The 20,257-nt window shown below is 69.9% G+C and carries 16 protein-coding genes; 3 read left to right on the top strand and 13 right to left on the bottom strand.

The genetic code is table 11. The features are described from left to right. Positions 1-55 precede the first annotated feature (55 nt). Genes LRR16_RS21075 through LRR16_RS21060 form a run of 4 tightly spaced genes read right to left on the bottom strand, consistent with a single transcriptional unit; the run spans position 56 to position 4,887 of the window. The gene (locus tag LRR16_RS21075; RefSeq protein ID WP_232207015.1) at positions 56-1,231 is read right to left on the bottom strand and encodes an enoyl-CoA hydratase/isomerase family protein; all 1,176 of its coding nucleotides are present in this window, start codon (positions 1,229-1,231) and stop codon (positions 56-58) included. Continuing rightward, complete coding sequence (gene mmsB / locus LRR16_RS21070; RefSeq protein ID WP_023263814.1) at positions 1,228-2,127, bottom strand: 3-hydroxyisobutyrate dehydrogenase; 900 nt, start codon at positions 2,125-2,127, stop codon at positions 1,228-1,230. Before mmsB ends, LRR16_RS21075 begins: the two co-directional genes overlap by 4 nt. Positions 2,128-2,171: 44 nt before the next feature. Then, positions 2,172-3,695, bottom strand: a complete 1,524-nt coding sequence (locus LRR16_RS21065) for a CoA-acylating methylmalonate-semialdehyde dehydrogenase (protein ID WP_232207014.1) — start codon at positions 3,693-3,695, stop codon at positions 2,172-2,174. A gap of 58 nt (positions 3,696-3,753) precedes the next feature. After that, positions 3,754-4,887 carry an acyl-CoA dehydrogenase family protein gene (locus tag LRR16_RS21060; protein ID WP_232207013.1) on the bottom strand — a complete coding sequence of 378 codons (1,134 nt, stop codon included), beginning with the start codon at positions 4,885-4,887 and terminating at the stop codon, positions 3,754-3,756. A 228-nt stretch (positions 4,888-5,115) separates the two neighbouring features. Between LRR16_RS21060 and LRR16_RS21055 the strand changes: the two genes are divergently transcribed. Beyond that, positions 5,116-6,153 carry an AraC family transcriptional regulator gene (locus LRR16_RS21055; protein WP_064575631.1) on the top strand — a complete coding sequence of 346 codons (1,038 nt, stop codon included), beginning with the start codon at positions 5,116-5,118 and terminating at the stop codon, positions 6,151-6,153. A gap of 21 nt (positions 6,154-6,174) precedes the next feature. On the opposite strand, the gene LRR16_RS21050 is transcribed toward LRR16_RS21055, so the two are convergent. Beyond that, entirely contained in the window at positions 6,175-7,992 is a 1,818-nt protein-coding gene (locus tag LRR16_RS21050; protein WP_232207012.1) for a cation:proton antiporter, read from the bottom strand. Between the two features lie 372 nt (positions 7,993-8,364). On the opposite strand from LRR16_RS21050, the gene LRR16_RS21045 reads away from it, so the two are divergent. Continuing rightward, entirely contained in the window at positions 8,365-9,357 is a 993-nt protein-coding gene (locus LRR16_RS21045; RefSeq protein ID WP_232207011.1) for a GlxA family transcriptional regulator, read from the top strand. A 33-nt stretch (positions 9,358-9,390) separates the two neighbouring features. Here LRR16_RS21045 and fghA read toward each other — a convergent pair whose 3' ends face one another. The 8 genes from fghA to LRR16_RS21005 all read right to left on the bottom strand — a co-directional run bounded on the left by fghA (position 9,391) and on the right by LRR16_RS21005 (position 18,722). After that, on the bottom strand, positions 9,391-10,251 hold the full coding sequence (fghA, locus tag LRR16_RS21040) for an S-formylglutathione hydrolase (RefSeq protein WP_232207010.1): 861 nt from the start codon (positions 10,249-10,251) through the stop codon (positions 9,391-9,393). A 20-nt stretch (positions 10,252-10,271) separates the two neighbouring features. Next, on the bottom strand, positions 10,272-11,378 hold the full coding sequence (locus LRR16_RS21035; protein ID WP_232207009.1) for an S-(hydroxymethyl)glutathione dehydrogenase/class III alcohol dehydrogenase: 1,107 nt from the start codon (positions 11,376-11,378) through the stop codon (positions 10,272-10,274). A 191-nt stretch (positions 11,379-11,569) separates the two neighbouring features. Next, a complete protein-coding gene (locus LRR16_RS21030; RefSeq protein WP_232207008.1) occupies positions 11,570-12,991 on the bottom strand; it encodes an NTP/NDP exchange transporter in 1,422 nt (473 codons plus the stop codon). A gap of 67 nt (positions 12,992-13,058) precedes the next feature. Next, positions 13,059-13,991 (bottom strand): aldo/keto reductase, encoded by a 933-nt coding sequence (locus tag LRR16_RS21025; protein WP_064575621.1) that lies wholly within the window; start codon positions 13,989-13,991, stop codon positions 13,059-13,061. Positions 13,992-14,244: 253 nt separating this feature from the next. Next, on the bottom strand, positions 14,245-15,606 hold the full coding sequence (locus tag LRR16_RS21020; protein WP_023264676.1) for a GntP family permease: 1,362 nt from the start codon (positions 15,604-15,606) through the stop codon (positions 14,245-14,247). Between the two features lie 210 nt (positions 15,607-15,816). Beyond that, positions 15,817-16,209, bottom strand: a complete 393-nt coding sequence (locus tag LRR16_RS21015; protein ID WP_232207007.1) for a RidA family protein — start codon at positions 16,207-16,209, stop codon at positions 15,817-15,819. Positions 16,210-16,275: 66 nt separating this feature from the next. Next, positions 16,276-17,805 (bottom strand): amidohydrolase family protein, encoded by a 1,530-nt coding sequence (locus LRR16_RS21010; RefSeq protein ID WP_232207006.1) that lies wholly within the window; start codon positions 17,803-17,805, stop codon positions 16,276-16,278. Between the two features lie 2 nt (positions 17,806-17,807). Next, the gene (locus LRR16_RS21005; protein ID WP_232207005.1) at positions 17,808-18,722 is read right to left on the bottom strand and encodes a MurR/RpiR family transcriptional regulator; all 915 of its coding nucleotides are present in this window, start codon (positions 18,720-18,722) and stop codon (positions 17,808-17,810) included. Between the two features lie 187 nt (positions 18,723-18,909). On the opposite strand from LRR16_RS21005, the gene LRR16_RS21000 reads away from it, so the two are divergent. Then, positions 18,910-20,238, top strand: a complete 1,329-nt coding sequence (locus LRR16_RS21000; RefSeq protein WP_232207004.1) for an amino acid deaminase — start codon at positions 18,910-18,912, stop codon at positions 20,236-20,238. The last annotated feature ends 19 nt before the right edge of the window (positions 20,239-20,257 follow it).

The following is a 20,257-nucleotide window of genomic DNA, read 5'->3' as shown; positions in this document are numbered from 1 at the left end:
TCGCGGGGACGACAGACTTGTCGGCTATACAGGGCGCTCTTCGGAGCGCCCTTTCCTATTTCAGTGCTGGTGCCGACAGCGGATGCCGCTCGCCTTCCCACGGCGACACGAAGAACCCGCGTACCGTATCGGGAGCGACCGCATCGTGGCTGTCCACCCGCCACCGTGGCGTCTGGTCCTTGTCGACGATCAGCGCGCGCACGCCCTCGATGAAGTCGCCGTCGGTGAAGGCGTGGCTGACCACGTCGAGCTCCATGCGGAAGCAGTCGGCCAGATCCAGCCGGCGGCCGCGCAGCAGCAGTTCGCGGGTGACGGCCGTCATCAGCGGGGAGCGGCCGCGCAGCAGCGTCGCCGTCTTCGCGGCCCAGTCGGCGCAGCATGGATCCTGTTCACCGGCGAGGCCTTGCAGGATCGCCGCGGGCGTCGCGTCGGCGCGGAAGTGTCGCAGCAGCGCAGGCAGTACCTTCAGCAGCGGGGCATCGGCCGCGGTGGTCGGCGACGCCGGAACCAGCGCCCGGCGCAGCGTTGCCAGCACCGTGTCACGGTCACTGGCCGGCCAGTCGATGCTGGCCAGCGTCGTCTCCAACTCCACGAGCGAAGCGCTGTCGGTCGCGACATCCGCGAGTCCGCACAGCAGCGTATCGGCCGCGCCGAGCGTCACGCCGGTCAGGCCGACATACAGCGCCAGCTCGGGCGTCATCCGCGACAGGAAGTGGCTGGCGCCGACATCGGGCACCAGGCCGATGCCGGTCTCGGGCATTGCGACGCGGGAGCGTTCGGTGACGAGGCGCAGCGGTGCCGCCTGCGCCAGCCCCATGCCGCCGCCCATCACGATGCCGTCCATCAGCGCGGCCACCGGCTTCGGATAGCGGTGCAGCTCGAAGTCGAGCTGGTATTCGTCGACGAAGAAGCGCCGGTACAGCGGTTCCCCATCGTCGCCGCCACGTCCGGCCGCGGCGTCGCGATAACTGTCGTACAGCGCGCGGATATCGCCGCCGGCGCAGAACGCCTTGTCGCCGGCGCCGCGCAGCACCACGGCAACGATATCCTTCTGCGCTGCCCAGCGCCGCAGCTGTTCGCGCAGCGCCACGATCATCGGATACGACAGCGCATTGAGCTGGCGCGGCCGGTTCAGCGTCACCAGCCCGACGCGGTTGATGACCTCGAAGCGGACTTCATCGGTGCCCTCGGCCTCGATCCGCGGCGGCAGCGATTCGACTCTTGCGTTCACGCCGCGCCTCCATCGGCGTCGAGGTATTGCCGAATGACGCCCGAGAAATCGAGCTGCCCGTCTCCGCGCTGACACATCGCCTGGTACAGCTGCTGCGCCAGCGCGCCGAGGAACAGCGGCTGCCGCACCGCGCGGGCGGCGTCGTTGGCCAGGCCCAGGTCCTTCAGCATCAGTTCGGCGCCGAAGCCGCCGCTGTAGCCGCGCGCGGCCGGGGCGGTGTCGATCACGCCGGGGTAGGGGTTGCAGGTGTCGGACGACCAGCAGCGCCCGGTCGACGTGTTGACGATGCCTGCCAGCACCTTGGCGTCGATGCCGAGCCGCGCGCCGAGCGCCATCGCCTCGGACACGCCGATCATCGAAATGCCGAGGATCAGGTTGTTGCAGATCTTCGCGACCTGGCCGGTACCGGTGTCGCCGCAGCGGACCACGTTCCTGCCCATGCCGGCCAGCACCGGCTGCAGCCGCTCGAACAGCGCCGCGTCGGCGCCGACCATGAAGGTCAGCGTGCCGGCCTGCGCGCCGCCGGTGCCGCCCGACACCGGCGCGTCGGCAAACGGATTGCCCTGGCGCGCGGCCAGCGCCGCAAGCTCGCGCACCGTCGCCGGGTCGATCGTGCTCGAATCGATCAGCGGCACGCCGGCACGCACGCCGGCCAGCACGCCGTTTTCGCCGGTGTAGACGCCGCGCACATGCGCCGCGGCCGGCAGCATCGTGATCACGATGTCGGCCTCGGCGGCTGCCTGCTTCGGCGAATCGGCGCCGCTGGCGCCGGCGTCGCGCAAGGCGGCAAGCGCCTGCGCATTGAGATCGAACACCGTCAGCGTGTGGCCGGCCTTCAGCAGGTTGCGCGCCATCGGCGCCCCCATGTTGCCCAGGCCGATAAAGGCGATATGCATCGAGGTCTCCTGTCCGTTGGGTCCGTTGGGTCCGTTGGGCTGGTTCAGCGCAGCGCGATGGTGGTGTTGACGCCCTGGTTCACGGTCTCGTCATCGAACCAGCGCGCCGTCACGGTCTTGGTCTGCGTATAGAACTGCACCACCTGCTTGCCGTAGGGCCCGAGGTCGCCCAGCTTGGAGCCGCGCGAGCCGGTGAAGCTGAAATACGGCACCGGCACGGGAATCGGGATATTGATGCCGACCTGGCCCACGTCGATCTCGCTCTGGAACTTGCGCGCCGCGGCGCCGCTCTGCGTGAACACGCCGGTGCCGTTGCCGAAGGGATTGCGGTTGACCAGCGCGATCGCCTCGTCGAGCGTGTCGACGCCGATCACCACCAGCACCGGCCCGAAGATCTCCTGCGTGTAGATCGACATCCCGGTCGTCACGTCGGTGAACACGGTCGGTCCGATGAAGTTGCCGTCCGGATAGCCCGGCACGCTGACATCGCGGCCGTCGAGCGCCAGCGTCGCGCCTTCCTGCACGCCGGCCTCGATCAGCCCCAGGATGCGCTGCTTCGCCGCGACCGACACCACCGGTCCGACATCGGTGCCGGGCTCGGCGCCGGCGCCAACCTTCAGCGTGCGTGCCTTGGCGATCAGGTCGGGCAGCCAGTCGCGCGCCGCGCCGACCAGCACCGCCACGGAGGTCGCCATGCAGCGCTGGCCCGCCGCGCCGAAGGCGGCGCCGACCAGCGCGTTCAGCGTCTGCTCCTTGTGCGCGTCGGGCAGCACCACCGCATGGTTCTTCGCGCCCATCATCGACTGCACGCGCTTGCCGTGGCTGCCGGCCAGGTTGTAGACATGGGTGCCGACCGCAGTCGAGCCGACGAAGGACACCGCCTTGACATCGGGATGCGTGCACAGCGCGTCGACCACGTCCTTGGCGCCATGCACGACGTTCAGCACACCGGGCGGCACGCCCGCTTCGAGCGCGAGCGCCACCAGTTCCATCGTCGACAGCGGGTCCTGCTCGGAGGGCTTGAGCACGAAGGTATTGCCGCAGACGATCGCCATCGGGAACATCCACAGCGGAATCATCGCCGGGAAATTGAACGGCGTGATGCCGGCACACACGCCGATCGGCTGCTGCAGCGTGTAGGTGTCCACGGCCGCGGCCACGTTTTCGGCAAAGCCGCCTTGCTGCAGCGTGCCGATCGACGCGGCATGCTCGACCACCTCCAGGCCGCGAAAGATGTCGCCCTCGGCGTCGGACAACGTCTTGCCCTGTTCGGCGGTCAGGATCGCGGCGATGCGCTTGGTGTGCTCGCGGATCAGCGCCTGGTACTTCAGCATGATGCGCAGCCGGGCCCCGATCGGCGTATGGCGCCAGCTCGCGAAGGCGCGCTGCGCCGCGCCGACCGCCGCGTCGACCTCGGCGCGCGTGGCCAGCGGCACGCGCGCCAGCACTTGCTGCGTGGCCGGATTGACGACCTGGCGGTATTCGGTGGCGGCAGATTCGACCCATTCGCCGTTGATCAGCAGCTTGACGGTTGGAATCGCGGTTTCGGTGGCGGGCTGTTTGGTCATGGTGTCTCCGTCGGTTTGTTCTGGCGAGGCAAGTCGCAAGGGAGGGCGAGGGCCCGAACTACAGCGAGCGCGCGATCAGCATCCGCTGGATCTCGCTGGTGCCCTCGTAGATCTGCGTGATGCGCGCGTCCCGGTAGTGGCGCTCGACCGGGTAGTCCTCGAGGTAGCCGTAGCCGCCGTGGATCTGCAGCGCCTTCGAGCAGACCCGTTCGGCCAGCTCGGACGCATAGAGCTTGGCCTGGGACGCTTCGGACAGGCAGGGCTGGCCGTCGCTGCGCATGCGCGCGGCACGATGCACCAGCAGGCGCGCCGCGTTCAGCTCGGTCGCCATGTCGGCGAGCATGTTGGCAATCGGCGCATGCTCGCGCAGCGGACGGCCGAACTGCACGCGTTCGCCGGCATAGCGGCAGGCGGCATCGAAGGCCGAGCGCGCGATGCCGATTGCCTGCGCGGCGATGCCGATGCGGCCGCCTTCGAGGTTCGACAGCGCGATGCGCAAGCCCTCGCCGGTGTCGCCGAGCAGCGCGTCGTGCGGCACGACGCAGTCCTCCAGCGTGATCGCGCAGGTGTCCGAGGCGCGGATGCCCAGCTTCTTCTCCGGGGCATGGACATGGAAACCCGGCGTGTCGGTCGGCACCAGGAAGGCCGACAGTCCGCGCTTGCCGCGTTCCGGCTCGGTCGCGGCAAAGACGATCGCGATGCCGGCGCGTTGGCCGTTGGTGACGAACTGCTTGTTGCCGGACAGCACCCAGCCGTCATCGGCCGGACGGGCGCGTGTGCGCAGGTTGTGGGCCTCCGAGCCGGCCTGCGGCTCGGTCAGGCAGAACGCACCGATCAGCTCGCCGCTGGCCAGCGCCGGCAGATAGCGATCCTTCTGCGCTTCGGTGCCGTAGTGCAGGATCGGGCCGCAGCCGACCGAGCTGTGCACGCTCATCAGCGTCGCGCAAGCCGCGCAGCCGGCGGCGATCTCCTCGATCGCCAGCGCGTAGGCGATGTAGTCCGTATAGGTGCCGCCCCATTGCTCGGGCACGATCATGCCAAGCAGGCCGAGCGCGCCCATCTCCGTGACAATCTCGTCGGGCAATTGTCCGCTGCGGTCCCATTGCGCGGCGTTGGGCTTCAGACGTTCCTCGGCGAAGGCGCGCGCGGTGTCGCGGATCATGCGTTGCTGCTCGGTGTATTCGCTGTACATGGCGCTGTCGTTGTGTGGTCGGGCGAGCGAGATTGACGGCAGTGTAGAAAGGCGATGCCGGCGCGCGCTATGCCAAAATCCGTCAACTGCGCTGAACTGATTTGCCACTGCCGGCGGTGTCCTCGAAACGACCGTCGCCGTGGCCGCGTCAATTCAGCGAACCTCACCGAACCCCACGGACCGTCTCCATGCCTTTGCTGTTGCGTCCCGTTGTTGCCCTGCGTACCGATGGAAAAAGGTAGTGTCGCGATCTGCTTCGTCCACCATGCGATCTCCGGCCTGCGCTCGCGCGGCATCGATGCCGAGCCGGTGCTGCGCGCCGCCGGTATCGCGCCCGCGATGCTGGCGGTCCCGCAGGCACGGGTATCGGCGGCCAGCTACGGGGCGCTGTGGCTGGGGGTGTCGGCGGCGCTGGGCGACGAGTTCTTCGGCCAGGACTCGCGCGCGATGAAGCCCGGCAGCTTCGCGCTGCTGTGCCATGCGGTGGCCGGCAGCCGCACGCTGGGGCAGGGCCTGGATCGGGTCGCGCGCGGCTTCGGCGTGCTGCTCGACGATATCGGCGTGCAGCTGTTGCGCCGCTACGAGGGCAATGCCACCGCCGGCGGGCCGCAGCGTGCCGCGCTGGTACTGACCGAGCCGTCGCGCCGCCGGCCCGGCGTGTTCGCGCAGGAGACGCTGCTGATCATGCTGCACGGACTGATGTGCTGGCTGGCGCGGCGGCGCGTGCCGGTGCGGCTGGCCGCGTTCCGCTATCCAGAACCAGACTACAGCGCCGAGTACCGCGTCATGTATTCGCGCCAGCTCGCCTTCGACGCGCCCGGCACCGCGCTGGTCTTCGACGCCGCGTGGCTGGACCATCCCGTGCGGCACGACGAGCGCAGCGTCAAGGCGTTCCTGCGCGACGCGCCGCACAACGTGGTGGTCAAGTATTCGGACCGCAGCAGCGTGGTGGCGCGCGTGCGCCGGCTGCTGCGGCAGTCGCGGCCGGACGTGTGGCCGACCTTCGAGGCGCTGGCGTCGGCGCTGCACCTGTCCGCTTCGTCGTTGCGACGACGCCTGATGGAGGAGGGCGCCACCTATCAGCAGCTGAAGGACGAATTGCGGCGGGACCTGGCGATCGAGGCGCTGAGCCATACCGATCTGCCGATCACCGAGATCGCGGCCGAGATGGGGTTTGCCGAGCCTGGCGCCTTCCATCGGGCGTTCCGGCGCTGGACCGGGCTGCGGCCTGGCGTCTATCGCGGCATGCAGGCAGCGGCGGACTGACGTCGCGGCCGGCCGGGCACTTCAGTGCGGCGCGCCGGCGCGCTGGCCGCCGCCGCTTGCGCCGCCGCTGGCGTCGCTGTTCGCGCTCGCATCGTGCGCCGCCGCGTCCTGCCGCGCGCTCTGCAACACGCGCTCGATCATCGCCGTCGCCAGTTCGTGCTCGCCGAGGAAGACCTCGCCGACGCGGTCCTGCAGCAGCAGCGCGGCCTCGTCCTCGCTGTGCGTGCGCACCAGGATGCGAATGCCCGGATTCAACGTGCGCGCGATCTCGGCCATGCGCCGCACGCCGACGGTATCGGGCGTGGCGATCACCAGCATGCCCGCGCGCGCGATATGGGCCTGGATCAATACCGACGGTTCGGCGGCATCGCCCGATACCGCCGGCACGCCCTGCGCGCGCAGCGCCTCGACGATCTCGCGGTTCTGGTCGGCCACCACCACCGGCACCCCATGCGAGCGCAGCGCCGCGGCGATGCGGCGTCCGACGCGGCCATGGCCGACCAGCACGACCTGCCGCGTCAGCAGCGCCTGGTCGACCGTGGCGGGCAGCTCGGCCAGCGGGTCGGCACTGCGCTCGAGCTTGCGCGCCAGCGCCGATCGAGCGCGAATCCAGCGCTGCAGCGGCTCGACCGCGTGAAATACCAGCGGGTTCAGCGCGATCGAGATCAGCGAAGCCGCCAGCACCAGGTTGTGTCCCTGCGCGCTCAGCATGCCGAGCGTGACGCCGAGCCCGGCGAGGATGAAGGAGAACTCGCCGATCTGCGCGAGGCTCGCGGACACCGTCAGCGCGGTGTTCAGCGGGTAGCGCATCACCAGCACCAGCGCCAGCGCGGCCAGCGACTTGCCGACGATCACGATGGCCAGCGTAACGGCGACCTGCAGCGGCGCGTCGAGCAGCACGCGCGGATCGAACAGCATGCCGACCGAGACGAAGAACAGTACCGAGAAGGCGTCGCGCAGCGGCAGCGTTTCCTGCGCGGCGCGATGGCTCAGTGCCGAGCCGCGCAGCACCATGCCGGCGAAGAAGGCGCCGAGCGCGAACGAGACGCCGAACAGCACCGCCGAGCCGTAGGCGATGCCGACCGCGGCGGCGACCAGGCACAGCGTGAACAGCTCGTTCGAGCCGGTGCGCGCGACCTGCCACAACAGCCACGGAAACAGGCGCCGGCCCACCAGCAGCATCAGCGCGACAAACACCGCGACGCGGCCGAGCGTGGCGCCCAGCGTCGCCCACAGCGAGGCGCCGTCCGCGGCCGGCACGGCGCCGTTGCCGCCGGCCGCTATCGCGGCGGCCTGGCCCGATGGAACGGTGCCGAGCACCTCCGCCAGCGCGGGCAGCATCACCAGCACCAGCACCGTCACCAGGTCCTCGACCACCAGCCAGCCGACCGCGATGCGGCCGTTGACCGAATCGAGCGTGCCGCGCTGCTCGAGGGCGCGCAGCAGCACCACGGTGCTGGCGACCGACAGGCATAGCCCGAACACCAGCGCATCGGCGAGCGGCCAGCCCCATAGCGTGGTCACCCCGGCCCCGAGCGCGGTGGCAAAGGCGATCTGCACGATCGCCCCCGGGAGCGCGATTCGGCGCACCGACAGCAGGTCCTCGAGCGAGAAGTGCAGGCCGACGCCGAACATCAGCAGCATCACGCCGATCTCTGCCAATTGCCCGGCCAGCGCCATGTCGGCGACAAAGCCCGGCGTGGCTGGCCCGATCACGATGCCGGCCAGCAGATAGCCCACCAGCGCCGGCGCGCCGAGGCGGGCACAGATGAAGCCGAAGACGAGCGCCAGACCGAGGCCGGCGGCGATGGTGGTGATCAGGCTGACTTCATGGGGCACGGGCGGCTCGCAGCGAAGTGATCAAGGGATCGGGAGGATCGGTGGCGCAACGGTCTGCAGTTCATGATAGCAAGCGGGTGTGGCTGGCCGATGTTGCTGCCTTCACCCGCCTGCGGCAGGCAGATGTGTTCTCCCTCTGCCCACCGGGAAGAGGGGCGGGGAGAGGGGGGACGGCGGTCGCACTGTCAACGCCGCTTGCCCTCTGCCCCAACCCCTCTCCCGCAAGCGGCAGAGCGGAGAAAACTGGCGCGAGGGGGATCGCGTATCAAGATGCATCTCTGCAAGCAGGAACACTGCCTCGTTTACACTGTGGCCTTTCGTTTCCCGCCATGCCGCCAGCCGTTCGCGCCGGCCGCCCGTGATCGCCGTTTCATGCCCCCACCATCCCCCGCCCCCCATCAGATCGATCTGGTCGTCTATCCCGGCTTCAAGGCGATGGAGGCGGTCGGGCCGATGACGGTGTTCGACTACGCGAACCTGCAGCTGGCCCGGCGCGGCCAGCCGCCGGCCTATCGCACGCGCATCGTGTCGACCCGCGTCGGCCCGGTGCGGTCCGACACGCTGATAACGCTGGAGGCCACCGCGCGGCTCGACACGGTGCTGCTGCCCGATACCGCGGTGATCGTCGGCGCGCGCGATATCGAAGGGGCGTTGCGCGACGCCGAGGAGATCGTGCCGTGGGCGCGCGCGGTGGCGCCGCGCATCGGCCGGCTGGTGGCGCTGTGTTCGGGATCGTTCTTCCTGGCCGCCGCCGGCCTGCTCGACGGCAAGCGCGCGACCACGCACTGGAGCGTCGCGCCGCTGCTGCGGCAGCGTTATCCCGCGGTGGCAGTCGATCCCGATGCGATCTTCGTGCGCCAGGGCACGCTGTGGACCTCGGCCGGCGTCACGGCCGGCATCGACCTGGCGCTGGCCATCGTCGAGGAGGATCTGGGGCGGGAGATCGCGCTCGATCTGGCGCGCGAGCTGGTGGTCTTCCTGAAGCGGCCCGGCGGCCAGTCGCAATTCAGCGTGCATCTGGCCAGCCAGACCACCGGCCACGCCGGCGTGCGCGAGGTGCAGGACTGGATCCTCCGCGACCTGACGCGCGCGTTCACGATGAGCGAGATGGCGGCGCGGGCCGCGATGAGCGAGCGCAATTTCCGGCGCGTGTTCGCCCGCGAGACCGGCGCCAGTCCGACCGCCTTCATCGAATCGGCGCGGCTCGAAGCGGCGCGCCGCCTGCTGGAGCAGGGCGAGCTGCCGCTGAAGGCGGTGGCCGCGCGCAGCGGCTTCGGTTCCGACGAAGCGCTGCGGCGCGCCTTCCTGCGCCATCTGGGCATCACGCCGCGCGACTATCGCCAGCGCTTCGGCGCGGCGGCCTAGGTTCGATCGCGCCGCGCCGCAAGGACCGGCGCTTCAGGGCGCCTGCAACTGCGCCGCATGATGGCGCAGATGGTCCTCCATCCAGGTCGCGATGAAGTAGTAGCCGTGGTCGTAGCCCTGGTGGCGCCGCAGCGTCAGCGGCTGGCCCACCGCGGCGCAGGCCGCCTCGAAGGCCTCGGGATGCAGCTGGTCGGCAAGGAACTTGTCGGCCAGACCCTGATCGATCAGGATGCCGCCGGGGAAGGGCGCGGCGGGTTGCGCCCGCATCAGCGCGCTGGCATCGTACTGCAGCCATTGGGCGCGATCCTCGCCGAGGTAGCGGCCGAACGCCTTCTCGCCCCAGGGGCATTGCGACGGCGCGGCGATCGGCGCGAACGCCGACACCGAGCGGAAGCGCTCGCGATGGCGCTGCGCCAGCACCAGCGCGCCGTGTCCGCCCATCGAATGGCCGAAGATGCCGATGCGCCGCGGATCGGCGCCCAGCTCGCCGACCACCAGATCGTAGAGCTCGCCGGCCACATAGCTTTCCATGCGCCAGTGCGCGCGCCACGGGGCCTGCGTCGCGTCCAGGTAGAAGCCGGCGCCGGCGCCGAAGTCCCACTCGTCGGCCTCGCCGGCGATGCCGGTCTCGCGCGGACTGGTATCGGGCGCGACCAGGATCAGGCCGAGCTGCGCGGCCAGCCGCTGCGCGCCGCCCTTGATCATGAAGGTCTCTTCGGTACAGGTCAGGCCGGCCAGGTAGAACAGCGCCGGCCGCGGCGTGCCGACGCCGGCCAGCGCCGCGGGCGGCAGGAAAACCGAGAAGCGCATCGGCAGGCCGACCGCGGTCGACGCATGCCGGTAGAAGCGCTGCACGCCGCCGAAGCAGCCGTGCTCGGAGAGCAGTTCGAGCATGAGCGTCGCGCCTCCGGCCTTCAGTACAGCACCACCGAACGGATCGATTCGCCGCGCTTCATCAGGTCGAAGCCCTCGTTGATCCGCTCCAGCGGCAGCGTATGCGTGATCAGGTCGTCGATGTTCAGCTTGCCGTCCATGTACCAGTCGACGATCTTCGGCACGTCGGTGCGGCCGCGCGCGCCGCCGAAGGCCGAGCCCTTCCACTCGCGGCCGGTCACCAGCTGGAACGGGCGGGTCGAGATCTCGGCCCCGGCCTCGGCCACGCCGATGATGATCGACTTGCCCCAGCCCTTGTGGCAGCACTCCAGCGCCTGGCGCATGACCTTGGTGTTGCCGATGCATTCGAAGGAGTAATCGGCGCCGCCGTCGGTCAGCTGCACGATATGGTCGACGACGTTGTCGACGTCGTTCGGATTGACGAAATGCGTCATGCCGAACTGGCGCGCCAGTGCCTCGCGATTCGGGTTGATGTCGACGCCGATGATCTTGTCGGCGCCGACCATCTTCGCGCCCTGGATCACGTTCAGGCCGATGCCGCCCAGGCCGAACACCACCACGTTGGCGCCGGCCTCGACCTTGGCGGTGAACAGCACCGCGCCCACGCCGGTGGTCACGCCGCAGCCGATATAGCAGACCTTGTCGAACGGCGCGTCGTCGCGGATCTTTGCCAGCGCGATCTCCGGCACCACGATGTGGTTGGCGAAGGTCGACGTGCCCATGTAGTGGAAGATCGGCTTGCCGTCGAGCGAGAAGCGCGAGGTGCCGTCCGGCATCAGGCCCTTGCCCTGGGTCGCGCGGATCGCCTGGCACAGGTTGGTCTTGCGCGACAGGCAGAACTTGCACTGGCGGCATTCGGGCGTGTAAAGCGGAATCACATGATCGCCCGGCTTCAGCGAGGTCACGCCCGGGCCCACGTCGGTCACTACGCCGGCGCCCTCATGGCCCAGGATCGCGGGGAAGATGCCCTCGGGGTCCGCGCCCGACAGCGTGTAGTAGTCGGTATGGCAGATGCCGGTGGCCTTGATCTCGACCAGCACCTCGCCGGCGCGCGGACCGGCCAGGTCGACTTCCTCGATGGTCAACGGGGCACCTGCTTTCCAGGCGACGGCGGCTTTGGTTTTCATGGCGGATTCCTTCGGTGGCGGCGCGCGGGGAGCGCGTGGCCGGGTTCGATCGATGGCGGCACGGGTCGGCCGTGCGGGCACGGCGCGGCATTGCCCGCTTCGGCCGACACTGTAATGCCTGCGGCATCGGGCCGGCGCGGCGAGCCTGTCCGCTTGGCCCCGCATGCCGCCATTTTGGCCGAATGCGAGGGCTAGCGGCCCGGCATGCGGGCCGGGGCCTGCGTCGCCGTGCTGGCGGTGCGCGCCGGCGCATCGCCGGCCGCGCCCTGGTGGCGCCGGCCCAGCCACCAGCCAAGCAAGCCCCAGACCAGCGCCAGCACGGCGCCCGTCACGGCGACGACCGCCGGATGGCCGGCCAGTGCATCGATGCCGGTCTTGACCCAGGCGCTGACCGCATCGCCGGCACGGTAGACCATCGTGTCGATCACGTTCTTGGCCTTGTACTTGGTCTCGGCGTCGACCACGGTGAACAGCATCTCGCGGCCGGGGCGCACCAGCGCATACTCGCCGACGCGGCGCAGCACCATCACGCCGGCCAGCACGCCGAACACCGGCCAGATTGCCAGCAGCACGAAGCCGAAGGCCACCGCCAGCGGCACCACGGTCAGCAGCGCGGTGACGCCATAGCGGCGCGCCACCCGGCCCGAGAAGAACAGCTGGATCGCGATGGTGGCGGCCTGCACGATCGCGTCGAGCGCGCTGAACACGCGCGTCTGCTCGGTGCGGTCGGGGAAGGTCTCGGCGACCAGCCGCGCCTGTTCGAAGTACAGGAAGGTGCTGGCGGTCGACAGCAGGATCACGAACAGCGCGATGCCCAGCAGATAGCGTGAGCGGGCGATCAGCGTCAGCCCGGCGAGCAGGCCGCCGCCGATGGGATTGCGCGGATCGTCGCGCGCCGCGTGCGCGTGAGGGGCGGCGTCGCCAATCGGCGCGCCGTCGCCCCGTGCGATGGCCCGGGTACCCGCATCGGCCCCTGCCCCGGCCCCGGCCCGCGCGCGCCAGCGGAACAGCCACGCACAGCCCGGCAGCGTCGCCGCCAGCAGCACGGCCGACAGCAGCATCAGCCCGGTCAGCCCGATCGGTCCGACAAGCCATCCCGACAGCAGCGGCCCGGCCAGCCCGCCGACGCTCGCGCCGGCGGCGATTACCGGAAACAGCCGGCGCGCCTGTTCGGGGCGGAACACGTCCGCCATCAGGCTCCACGCGACCGACACCACGAACAGATTGAACACCGACAGCCACACGTAGAACACCCGCGCCAGCCAGACATCGTCGGGCCGCGCCCGCGTGGCGAGCGCGAAGGCCAGCAGATTGGCGATGAAGAACGCATAGACCCACGGCACGAAGCGCCTGCGCGGCAGCCGCGCGCTGCACAGCCCGTACAGCGGAATCGCGGCCAGCATCACGACGAAGGTCGCGGTGAACAGCCATTGGAGGTTCTGCACGCCGCCGGCGATGCCCATCGTCTCGCGTACCGGCCGCAGCATGAAATAGCTGGCGAACAGGCAGAAGAAGAACGCGAACGCCGCGATCACGGCCGCATGTTCGCCCGGGCGGATGCCGAGCGGGCCGAGGCGGCCGGGGCTGGTGGGCGGAGGCGGAGCGGCGGGCATGCCGTATCGGTGCGGCGGCGTTGGGGCGCTGAGTTGGGGCGCTGGGTTGGGGCGCTGGGTTGGGACGCTACGCCAGCAGCGTGGCGATCTGCTCGCGCTGCTTCGCGTCGGGCATCCTGCCGAGCGCCGCGCCGAGGTTGTCACGCATATGGCGCGGATTGGAAGTCGCCGGGATCGCCGCGGTCACCGCCGGATGGCTGACGATGAATTTGAGGAACAGCTGGCCCCAGCTGTTGCAATCGAGTTCGGCGGCCCACGGCGGCAGCTGCCGGCCCTGCACCGCACGGAACAGCCGTCCGTCCTGGAACGGCCGGTTGATCAGCACGCCGATGCCGCGCTGCCGGCACAGCGGCAGCAGCCGCCGTTCGGCCTCGCGCTCGCCCAGCGAATAATTGATCTGCACGAAATCGATCTTCTCGCTGCGCACGATCTGCTCGAGCCGCTCGTGCGCATCGGCGCGATAGTGGGTGACGCCGATATAGCGGGTCTTGCCCTGTTCCTGCAGCCGGCGCAGGAAACGCAGGTTCTCTTCCCAGTCGATCAGGTTGTGGACCTGCAGCAGGTCGACGGTGTCGGTGCCCAGCTCCTGCTGCGAGCGCGCCCATTGCGCGGGCGCGCTGCTGGCGGAGGCGGAGATCTTGGTGGCGAGGAAGACCTGCTTGCGGGCATTGTGCAGGCGCAACAATTCACCGGTCACGGCCTCGGCCGCACCATAGCTGGGCGCGGTATCGAGAACGGCGCCCGGCATCCGCAGCAGCAGCGACATCACCTCGGATAGCGGGCTCTGCTGCAGTCCTTGCGTCGGCGCGTCGAAGGTGTCGGCGGTGCCCAGGCCGATCACCGGCAGCGTTTCGCGCGTGCCCGGGATAGCGCGGCGCAGTGGGGCCGCGCCTGCCGCAGCCGGCGCGGAAGCGGGACCGGGCTGGGCGCGTACGGCGGGCGTCAGCGTGCCCGCCAGCGCGGCGGAACAGGCAAGGAAGCGGCGACGATCGATGGGCATGGCGTCTCCTGGCGAGCCGGCAACTTCCCGGCCATTGTAGGTAAGACGCGCGGAGTTGGCATTGGGGCGGGATATTGCGGCGCGGGTCGGGGTGACGGGCGGGGGAGAGGGGAGCCGCCTTTGCGGTGCGGTCGTACGTCGGCGAGCAGCGGGGCCGGCGGTTTTCTCCCCTCTCCCGCTTGCGGGAGAGGGGCGGGGGAGCGGGCAACGGCGCCCCATCTTGCGACGCCGCTCCAGCCCAACCGCGCCAGGCTCAGATCACGGTCGCCAGACCCAGCGTCAGCAGCAGCGCCACGACCGAGATGATCGTCTCGCAGACGGTCCAGGTCTTGAAGGTCTGCGCGACCGTCATGTTGAAGTACTCCTTGACCAGCCAGAAGCCCGCATCGTTGACGTGCGACAGGATCAGCGAGCCCGCGCCGGTGGCCAGCACCAGCAGCTCCGGGCGCGTGCCGGGCACGCTGGCCGCGATCGGCGCGACGATGCCGGCCGCGGTGGTCATCGCCACGGTCGCCGAACCGGTCGCGATGCGGATCATCACGGCGACCAGCCAGCCCAGCACCAGCACCGACACGTTGGCGCCGGTGGCCACTTCGACGATCGAGTTCGAGATGCCCGAGTCGCGCAGGATGCGGCCGAAGCCGCCGCCGGCGCCGACCACCAGCGTGATGATCGCGGTGGGCGCCACCGATTCGTTGGTAAAGCGCAGGATCGCCTCGCGATTGAAGCCGCGCGCCTTGCCGAAGGTATAGAAGCTGACCAGCGCGGCGATCAGCAGCGCGATCACCGAATTGCCGATCAGCTTCAGGAAGTCGTTGGCCCAGGTCTTCGGCGTCGTCACGAGGTCGGCGCTGCTGCCGATCAGCATCAGGATCACCGGCAGCAGGATCGTGAACACCGTGATGCCGAAACCGGGCAGCGCCTGCGCCGGCGCGGTGTCGTCCGCTTCCTCGATGAACTGCGCGGCCAGCGGGTTGTCGGCGGGCAGCTTGATATGGCGGTCCATCAGCGTCGCGAAGATCGGGCCGGCGATCGCCGCGGTCGGGATGCCGACGATCAGCGCATACAGAATGGTGCGGCCGATGTCGGCGCCGTAGGCGGTCACCGCCAGCAGCGCCGCCGGATGCGGCGGGATCAGGCCGTGCACGACCGACAGGCCGGCCACCATCGGGATGCCGACCTTGACCATCGAGGTGCCGGTGCGCTGCGCGATATTGAAGGCGATCGGGATCAGCAGCACGAAGCCGACCTCGAAGAACACCGGCAAGCCGACGATGAAGGCGATCGTCGCCATTGCCCAGTGCACGTGCTTCTCGCCGAAGAACGCGATCAGCGTGCGCGCGATCCGCTCGGCGCCGCCGGACTCGGCCATCATCTTGCCGAGCATGGTGCCCAGGCCGACCACCAGCGCGATATGGCCCAGCGTGCCGCCGACGCCGGCCTCGAACGACTTGACGATCTCGTTCATCGGCATGCCGACCGAGAAGCCGAGCAGGACCGAGACTACCACCAGCGTGATGAAGGGGTTCAGCTTGAATCGCGCGATCAACACGACCAGCGCGATCACGGCGATCAGCGCATACAGCAACAGCGTGGTTCCGGTGACTGGGACCATGTTGTCTCCTTGGGTGCGCGGGGCCGGTCGGCGCCGCGGCGGTATGAAAGAGGCCGCTGGCGCGGCCCGGTTGGGAAGCAATGCTGTCGTCCCCGCGGAGGCGGGGACCCAGTGGCTTTCAAAGACGCTGGATTCCCGCATCCGCGGGAACGACAGCGGGTGGTCGCGGACCTGTCAGCGGGGCCGCATGGAAACGGTTTGGCGGCCGAATCAGCCGCCCGGCCGCTTGTAGGCGATGCAGTCGATCTCGACCTTGCAGTCGACCACCATGCTGGACTGCACGCAGGCGCGGGCCGGGGGATTGGCGCCGAAATACTGCTTGAAGATCTTGTTGAACGAGGCGAAGTCGCGCGCGTCGTCGAGCCAGACGCCGCAGCGGACCACGTGCTCGGGGCCGTAGCCGGCCTCGGCCAGGATCGCCAGCACGTTCCTGATGGCCTGGTGGGTCTGCGCGACGATGCCGCCGTCGACGACCTCGCCATTGACCATCGGCACCTGGCCGGACACATAGAGCCAGCCGTCGGCCGCGACCGCGCGCGCGAACGGCATGTGCTGGCCGCCGGTGCCGGTGCCGCCTTCGACGCCAAAGCGTTGGATATCCATGAAGACTCCTTCGAACTGAATACGGGAAACGATGAGCTTGAAAAACGGGGAAGGAATGGTGCGGATTTACGTGTCCGCGATGGCGTCCGCGACGGCCGGGGCCCGTTCGCCGCGCGGCAGGAAACGCCCGGCGCGCGCGCCGGTGGCGCGCCGTTGCGACCATGACAGCGTGCCGTTGACCCACACCGCGGCGATGCCCTCGGCCGGCTGCATCGGCTCGGTGAACGTGGCCGCGTCGCGAATCGTCGCGGCATCGAACAGCACCAGGTCGGCCCAATGGCCCTCGCGCACGAAGCCGCGGCCCGCCAGGCCGAAGCGCTCGGCCGACATGCCGGTCATCTTGGCGATCGCCATCGTCAGCGGGAACAGCTCGCGATCGCGCGCGTAGTGGCCCAGCACGCGGGGGAAGGCGCCCCACAGGCGCGGATGCGGCAGCGGATCGTTCGGCAGCCCGTCCGAGCCGATCACCGTGGCCGGATGGGCGAGGATCCGATCGACGTCGGCGTCTTCCATGCAGTGATAGACCGCGCCCGCCGGTTGCAGGCGCCGCGCCGCCTCGTGCAGGTCGACCTGCCATTCGGCCGCGATATCGGCGAGCAGGCGTCCACCCATGGCGGGATGCGGCTCGGACCAGGTCACCATGATGTCGAAGTCGCCGGTGACCTGTTTCAGGTCCAGCGTCGACGAACTGGCGGTATAGGGATAGCAGTCGCAGCCGACCGGCTGCCAGCGCTGCGCGCCGTCGAGCGCGGCCAGCACCGCGCCGCTGCGGCCCCAGTTGTCCACGCCCGCGCATTTGAGGTGCGAGATCACGACCGGCACGCGCGCATGGCGGCCGATGCGGAAGGCCTCGTCCATCGCGTCGAGGATCTCGGCGAATTCGCTGCGCAGATGCGTGGCGTACAGCGCGCCGGCGCCCGCCAGCGGCTCGGCCAGCGCCAGCACTTCCTCGGTCGGCGCGGCGAATGCGTTGGCGTAGGCCAGTCCGGTCGACAGGCCGAGCGCGCCGTGATCCAGCGCCTCCTGCAATTGCGCGCGCATCGCGGCGATCTCGCGGGCGCTCGCGGCTCGGTCGAGCCGGTCCAGATGATTGCTGCGCAGCGCGGTGTGGCCGACCAGCGCGGCCACGTTGACCGCGGGCCGCGCGGCCGCGATCGCGTCGACGTAGGCCGCGAAGCTGGGGTAGCGGAATGCGGCGGCATCGCCCAGCAGGTTCATCGGATCGGGCGGATCGCCGCGCAGCGACACCGGCGCCGCGCTGATGCCGCAGTTGCCGACCACCACGGTCGTCACGCCCTGCGACAGCTTCGGCGTCATCTCCGGCTGGCGCACCACGTTGGTGTCGTCATGCGTGTGGACGTCGATGAAGCCCGGCGCCAGCACCAGCCCGGCGGCATCGACGACGTCGGCCGCGGCATCGGTGGCGATCCGTTCGGCGCCACCATCGTCGTCGGCATCGATGTCGACGATGCGCGCGATGCGGCCGTCGCGCAGCGCGACATCGGCGACGCGCGCGGCGGCGCCAGATCCGTCGATCACGGTGGCGCCGCGGATCAGCGTGTCATAGGCGAAGGCGGTGTCCGGGCTCGCTGCCATGGTCAGTCTCCGAGCGGCTGACGGCTGTCGCGCAGGGCCGCGTTGCCGCGCTCGCCGCTGCCCCGATGCGCGTCCAGCACGTACTTGAGCCGCCGCAGCCGTTCCTGGCTGTCGTCCTGCTGCAGCAGCGCCAGCCGCGTGGCCAGTACGTCCAGCACCAGCAACATCGCATAGCGCGAGGCGGACGGCTTGAAGATGAAATCGGTTTCCAGCGCGCGCACGGGCAGCAGCACGTCGGCGCGCGCGGCCAGCGGCGAACCCAGCGCGGTCACCGCGATTACCCGCGCGCCGTATTCGCGCGCGACATCGCAGCTGGCCAGCATCTCGGGCACGCTGCCGCTGACCGAGAAGGCGAGCACCACATCGCCCTTGACCAGCGTCGCCGCGACCATCTGCTGCAGCACCGCGTCCTGATAGCTGGCGACCGGCCGGCCCAGCCGCGCCAGGCGGTAGCGCGCCTCGTCGGCCAGCCAGGTCGAGCCGCCGCCCATGCCGAAAGCGTAGACCATGCGCGCGTCCTGCAACAGGCGCGCCGCGCGCTCGATCTGGGCCTCGTCGATCAGCTGGCGGTTGGCCTCGAGCACCGCGACCACGTCGCCATGCAGCCGATCGGCCAGCGAGCGCGGGGCCGCTTCGGCGCCGGCGGTGCCCGGCTCGTGCTGCAGGAACCGTTGGCCGACCGCGGTCGCGCGCGCCAGCCGCAGCTTCAGGTCGCGCACGTCGCGGCAGCCCAGCGCCTTGGCCAGGCGCGTCACGCTGGCCTCGCTGACGCCGGCCTTGCGCGCCAGCGCATTGATGCTGGCCGAGGCCGCGCCGGCGACGTCTTCGAGGATGACCTGGGCCACCTTCTGCTCGGCCAGCCGCAGCGTCGGGCCGCGCTCGGCGATGCGGGTCAGGATGTCGAAGGCAGCGGGCATGGGCTTGGCGGAAGGGGCCGGATGGCGCGTCCCGCCTCGGGCGGAGGCGCGGCATCGCGGCGTGTTACTTTATAACAAAGGTGAAATATCGTAATTTCGCCGCTATCATTACGTCAATCGAAAATTTCGAGATGGCGCCACAAGGCCGCATTGGGGCGTGGAAAGGCGCGGAAGGGCGGATCAGGACATGCGTGATATAAAGTACCAGAGCGGCATCATCGATCCGCTGAACAAGGCGCTCGGCAAGCTAAAGGCGCCGCTGGCACCGGCCGAGGCCGCCACCGGCTGGCGGCTGCTGGAAGAGGAGCTGAGCCTGCCGGCCGCCGTGTTGTACGAAAGCCGGCTGTCCCATAACCTCGCCTGGATGCGCCGGTTCATGGACGAATACGGCGTGAAGCTCGCACCGCACGGCAAGACCACGATGGCGCCCAAGCTGTTCGCCAGGCAGCTCGAGGCCGGCGCCTGGGGTATCACGCTGGCCACCGCGCAGCAGACCGCCGCCGCCCATGCGCACGGGGTCAGGCGCGTGCTGATGGCCAACCAGCTGGTGGGGCGGCGCAATATGGAGATCGTCGCCGACCTGCTGCGCGATCCCGATTTCGAGTTCTTCTGCCTGGTCGATTCGGCCGAGCTGGTCGACCAGCTCGGCGGCTTCTTTCGCGCCCGCGGCCAGCGCCTGCAGGTGCTGCTCGAGCTGGGCGTCGAGGGCGGGCGCACCGGCGTGCGCGATGCCGCGCAACAGCAGCAGGTGCTGGACGCGCTGGACCGCTGGACCGACGCGCTGACGCTGGCGGGCGTGGAAATCTACGAGGGCGTGCTGCAGCACGAGGCCGATATCCGCGCCTTCCTGCGCCGCACCGTCGCGATCGCGCGCGAACTGGCCGGGCAGGGCCGCTTCGGCTCGGCTTCCGAGCCCCGCCCGGTGGTGCTGTCCGGCGCGGGCTCGGCCTGGTACGACGTGGTGGCCGAGGAATTCGCCGGCGCCGACATCGGCGCGGCGATCGATGTCGTGCTGCGGCCCGGCTGCTATCTGACGCACGACGTCGGCATCTACCGGCAGGCGCAGCAGCGCATCCTGGCGAGCAACCCGGTGGCGCAGAAGATGCGGGAGGGCCTGCTTCCCGCCCTGCAGCTGTGGGCCTATGTGCAGTCGATCCCCGAGCCGGACCGCGCGATCGTCGGCATGGGCAAGCGCGATGCGGCCTTCGATGCCGGCATGCCGATTCCGGCGCGGCACTTCCGCCCGGGGTCGGCCAATGCACCGGCAAGCGCGCCGGCAAGCGCACCGGCCCACGCGCGGGGAACCGCACCGGCCGATGCGCCGTCCCATTGGGAAGTGACCGGCATGATGGACCAGCACGCTTACCTGCGGATCGCGCCGGGCGATGACGTGCGGGTCGGCGACATGATCGCCTTCGATATCTCGCACCCTTGCCTGACCTTCGACAAGTGGCGGCATATCCCGGTGCTGGACGACGAGCTGCGCGTGGTCGATATCGTGCAGACCTTTTTCTGACGGCATCCCGCTTCTCTGG

It is taken from the genome of Cupriavidus sp. UGS-1 (genome assembly GCF_021213615.1).
Classification (GTDB): Bacteria; Pseudomonadota; Gammaproteobacteria; order Burkholderiales; family Burkholderiaceae; genus Cupriavidus.
This window is presented reverse-complemented; position numbering and strand designations above follow the sequence as displayed.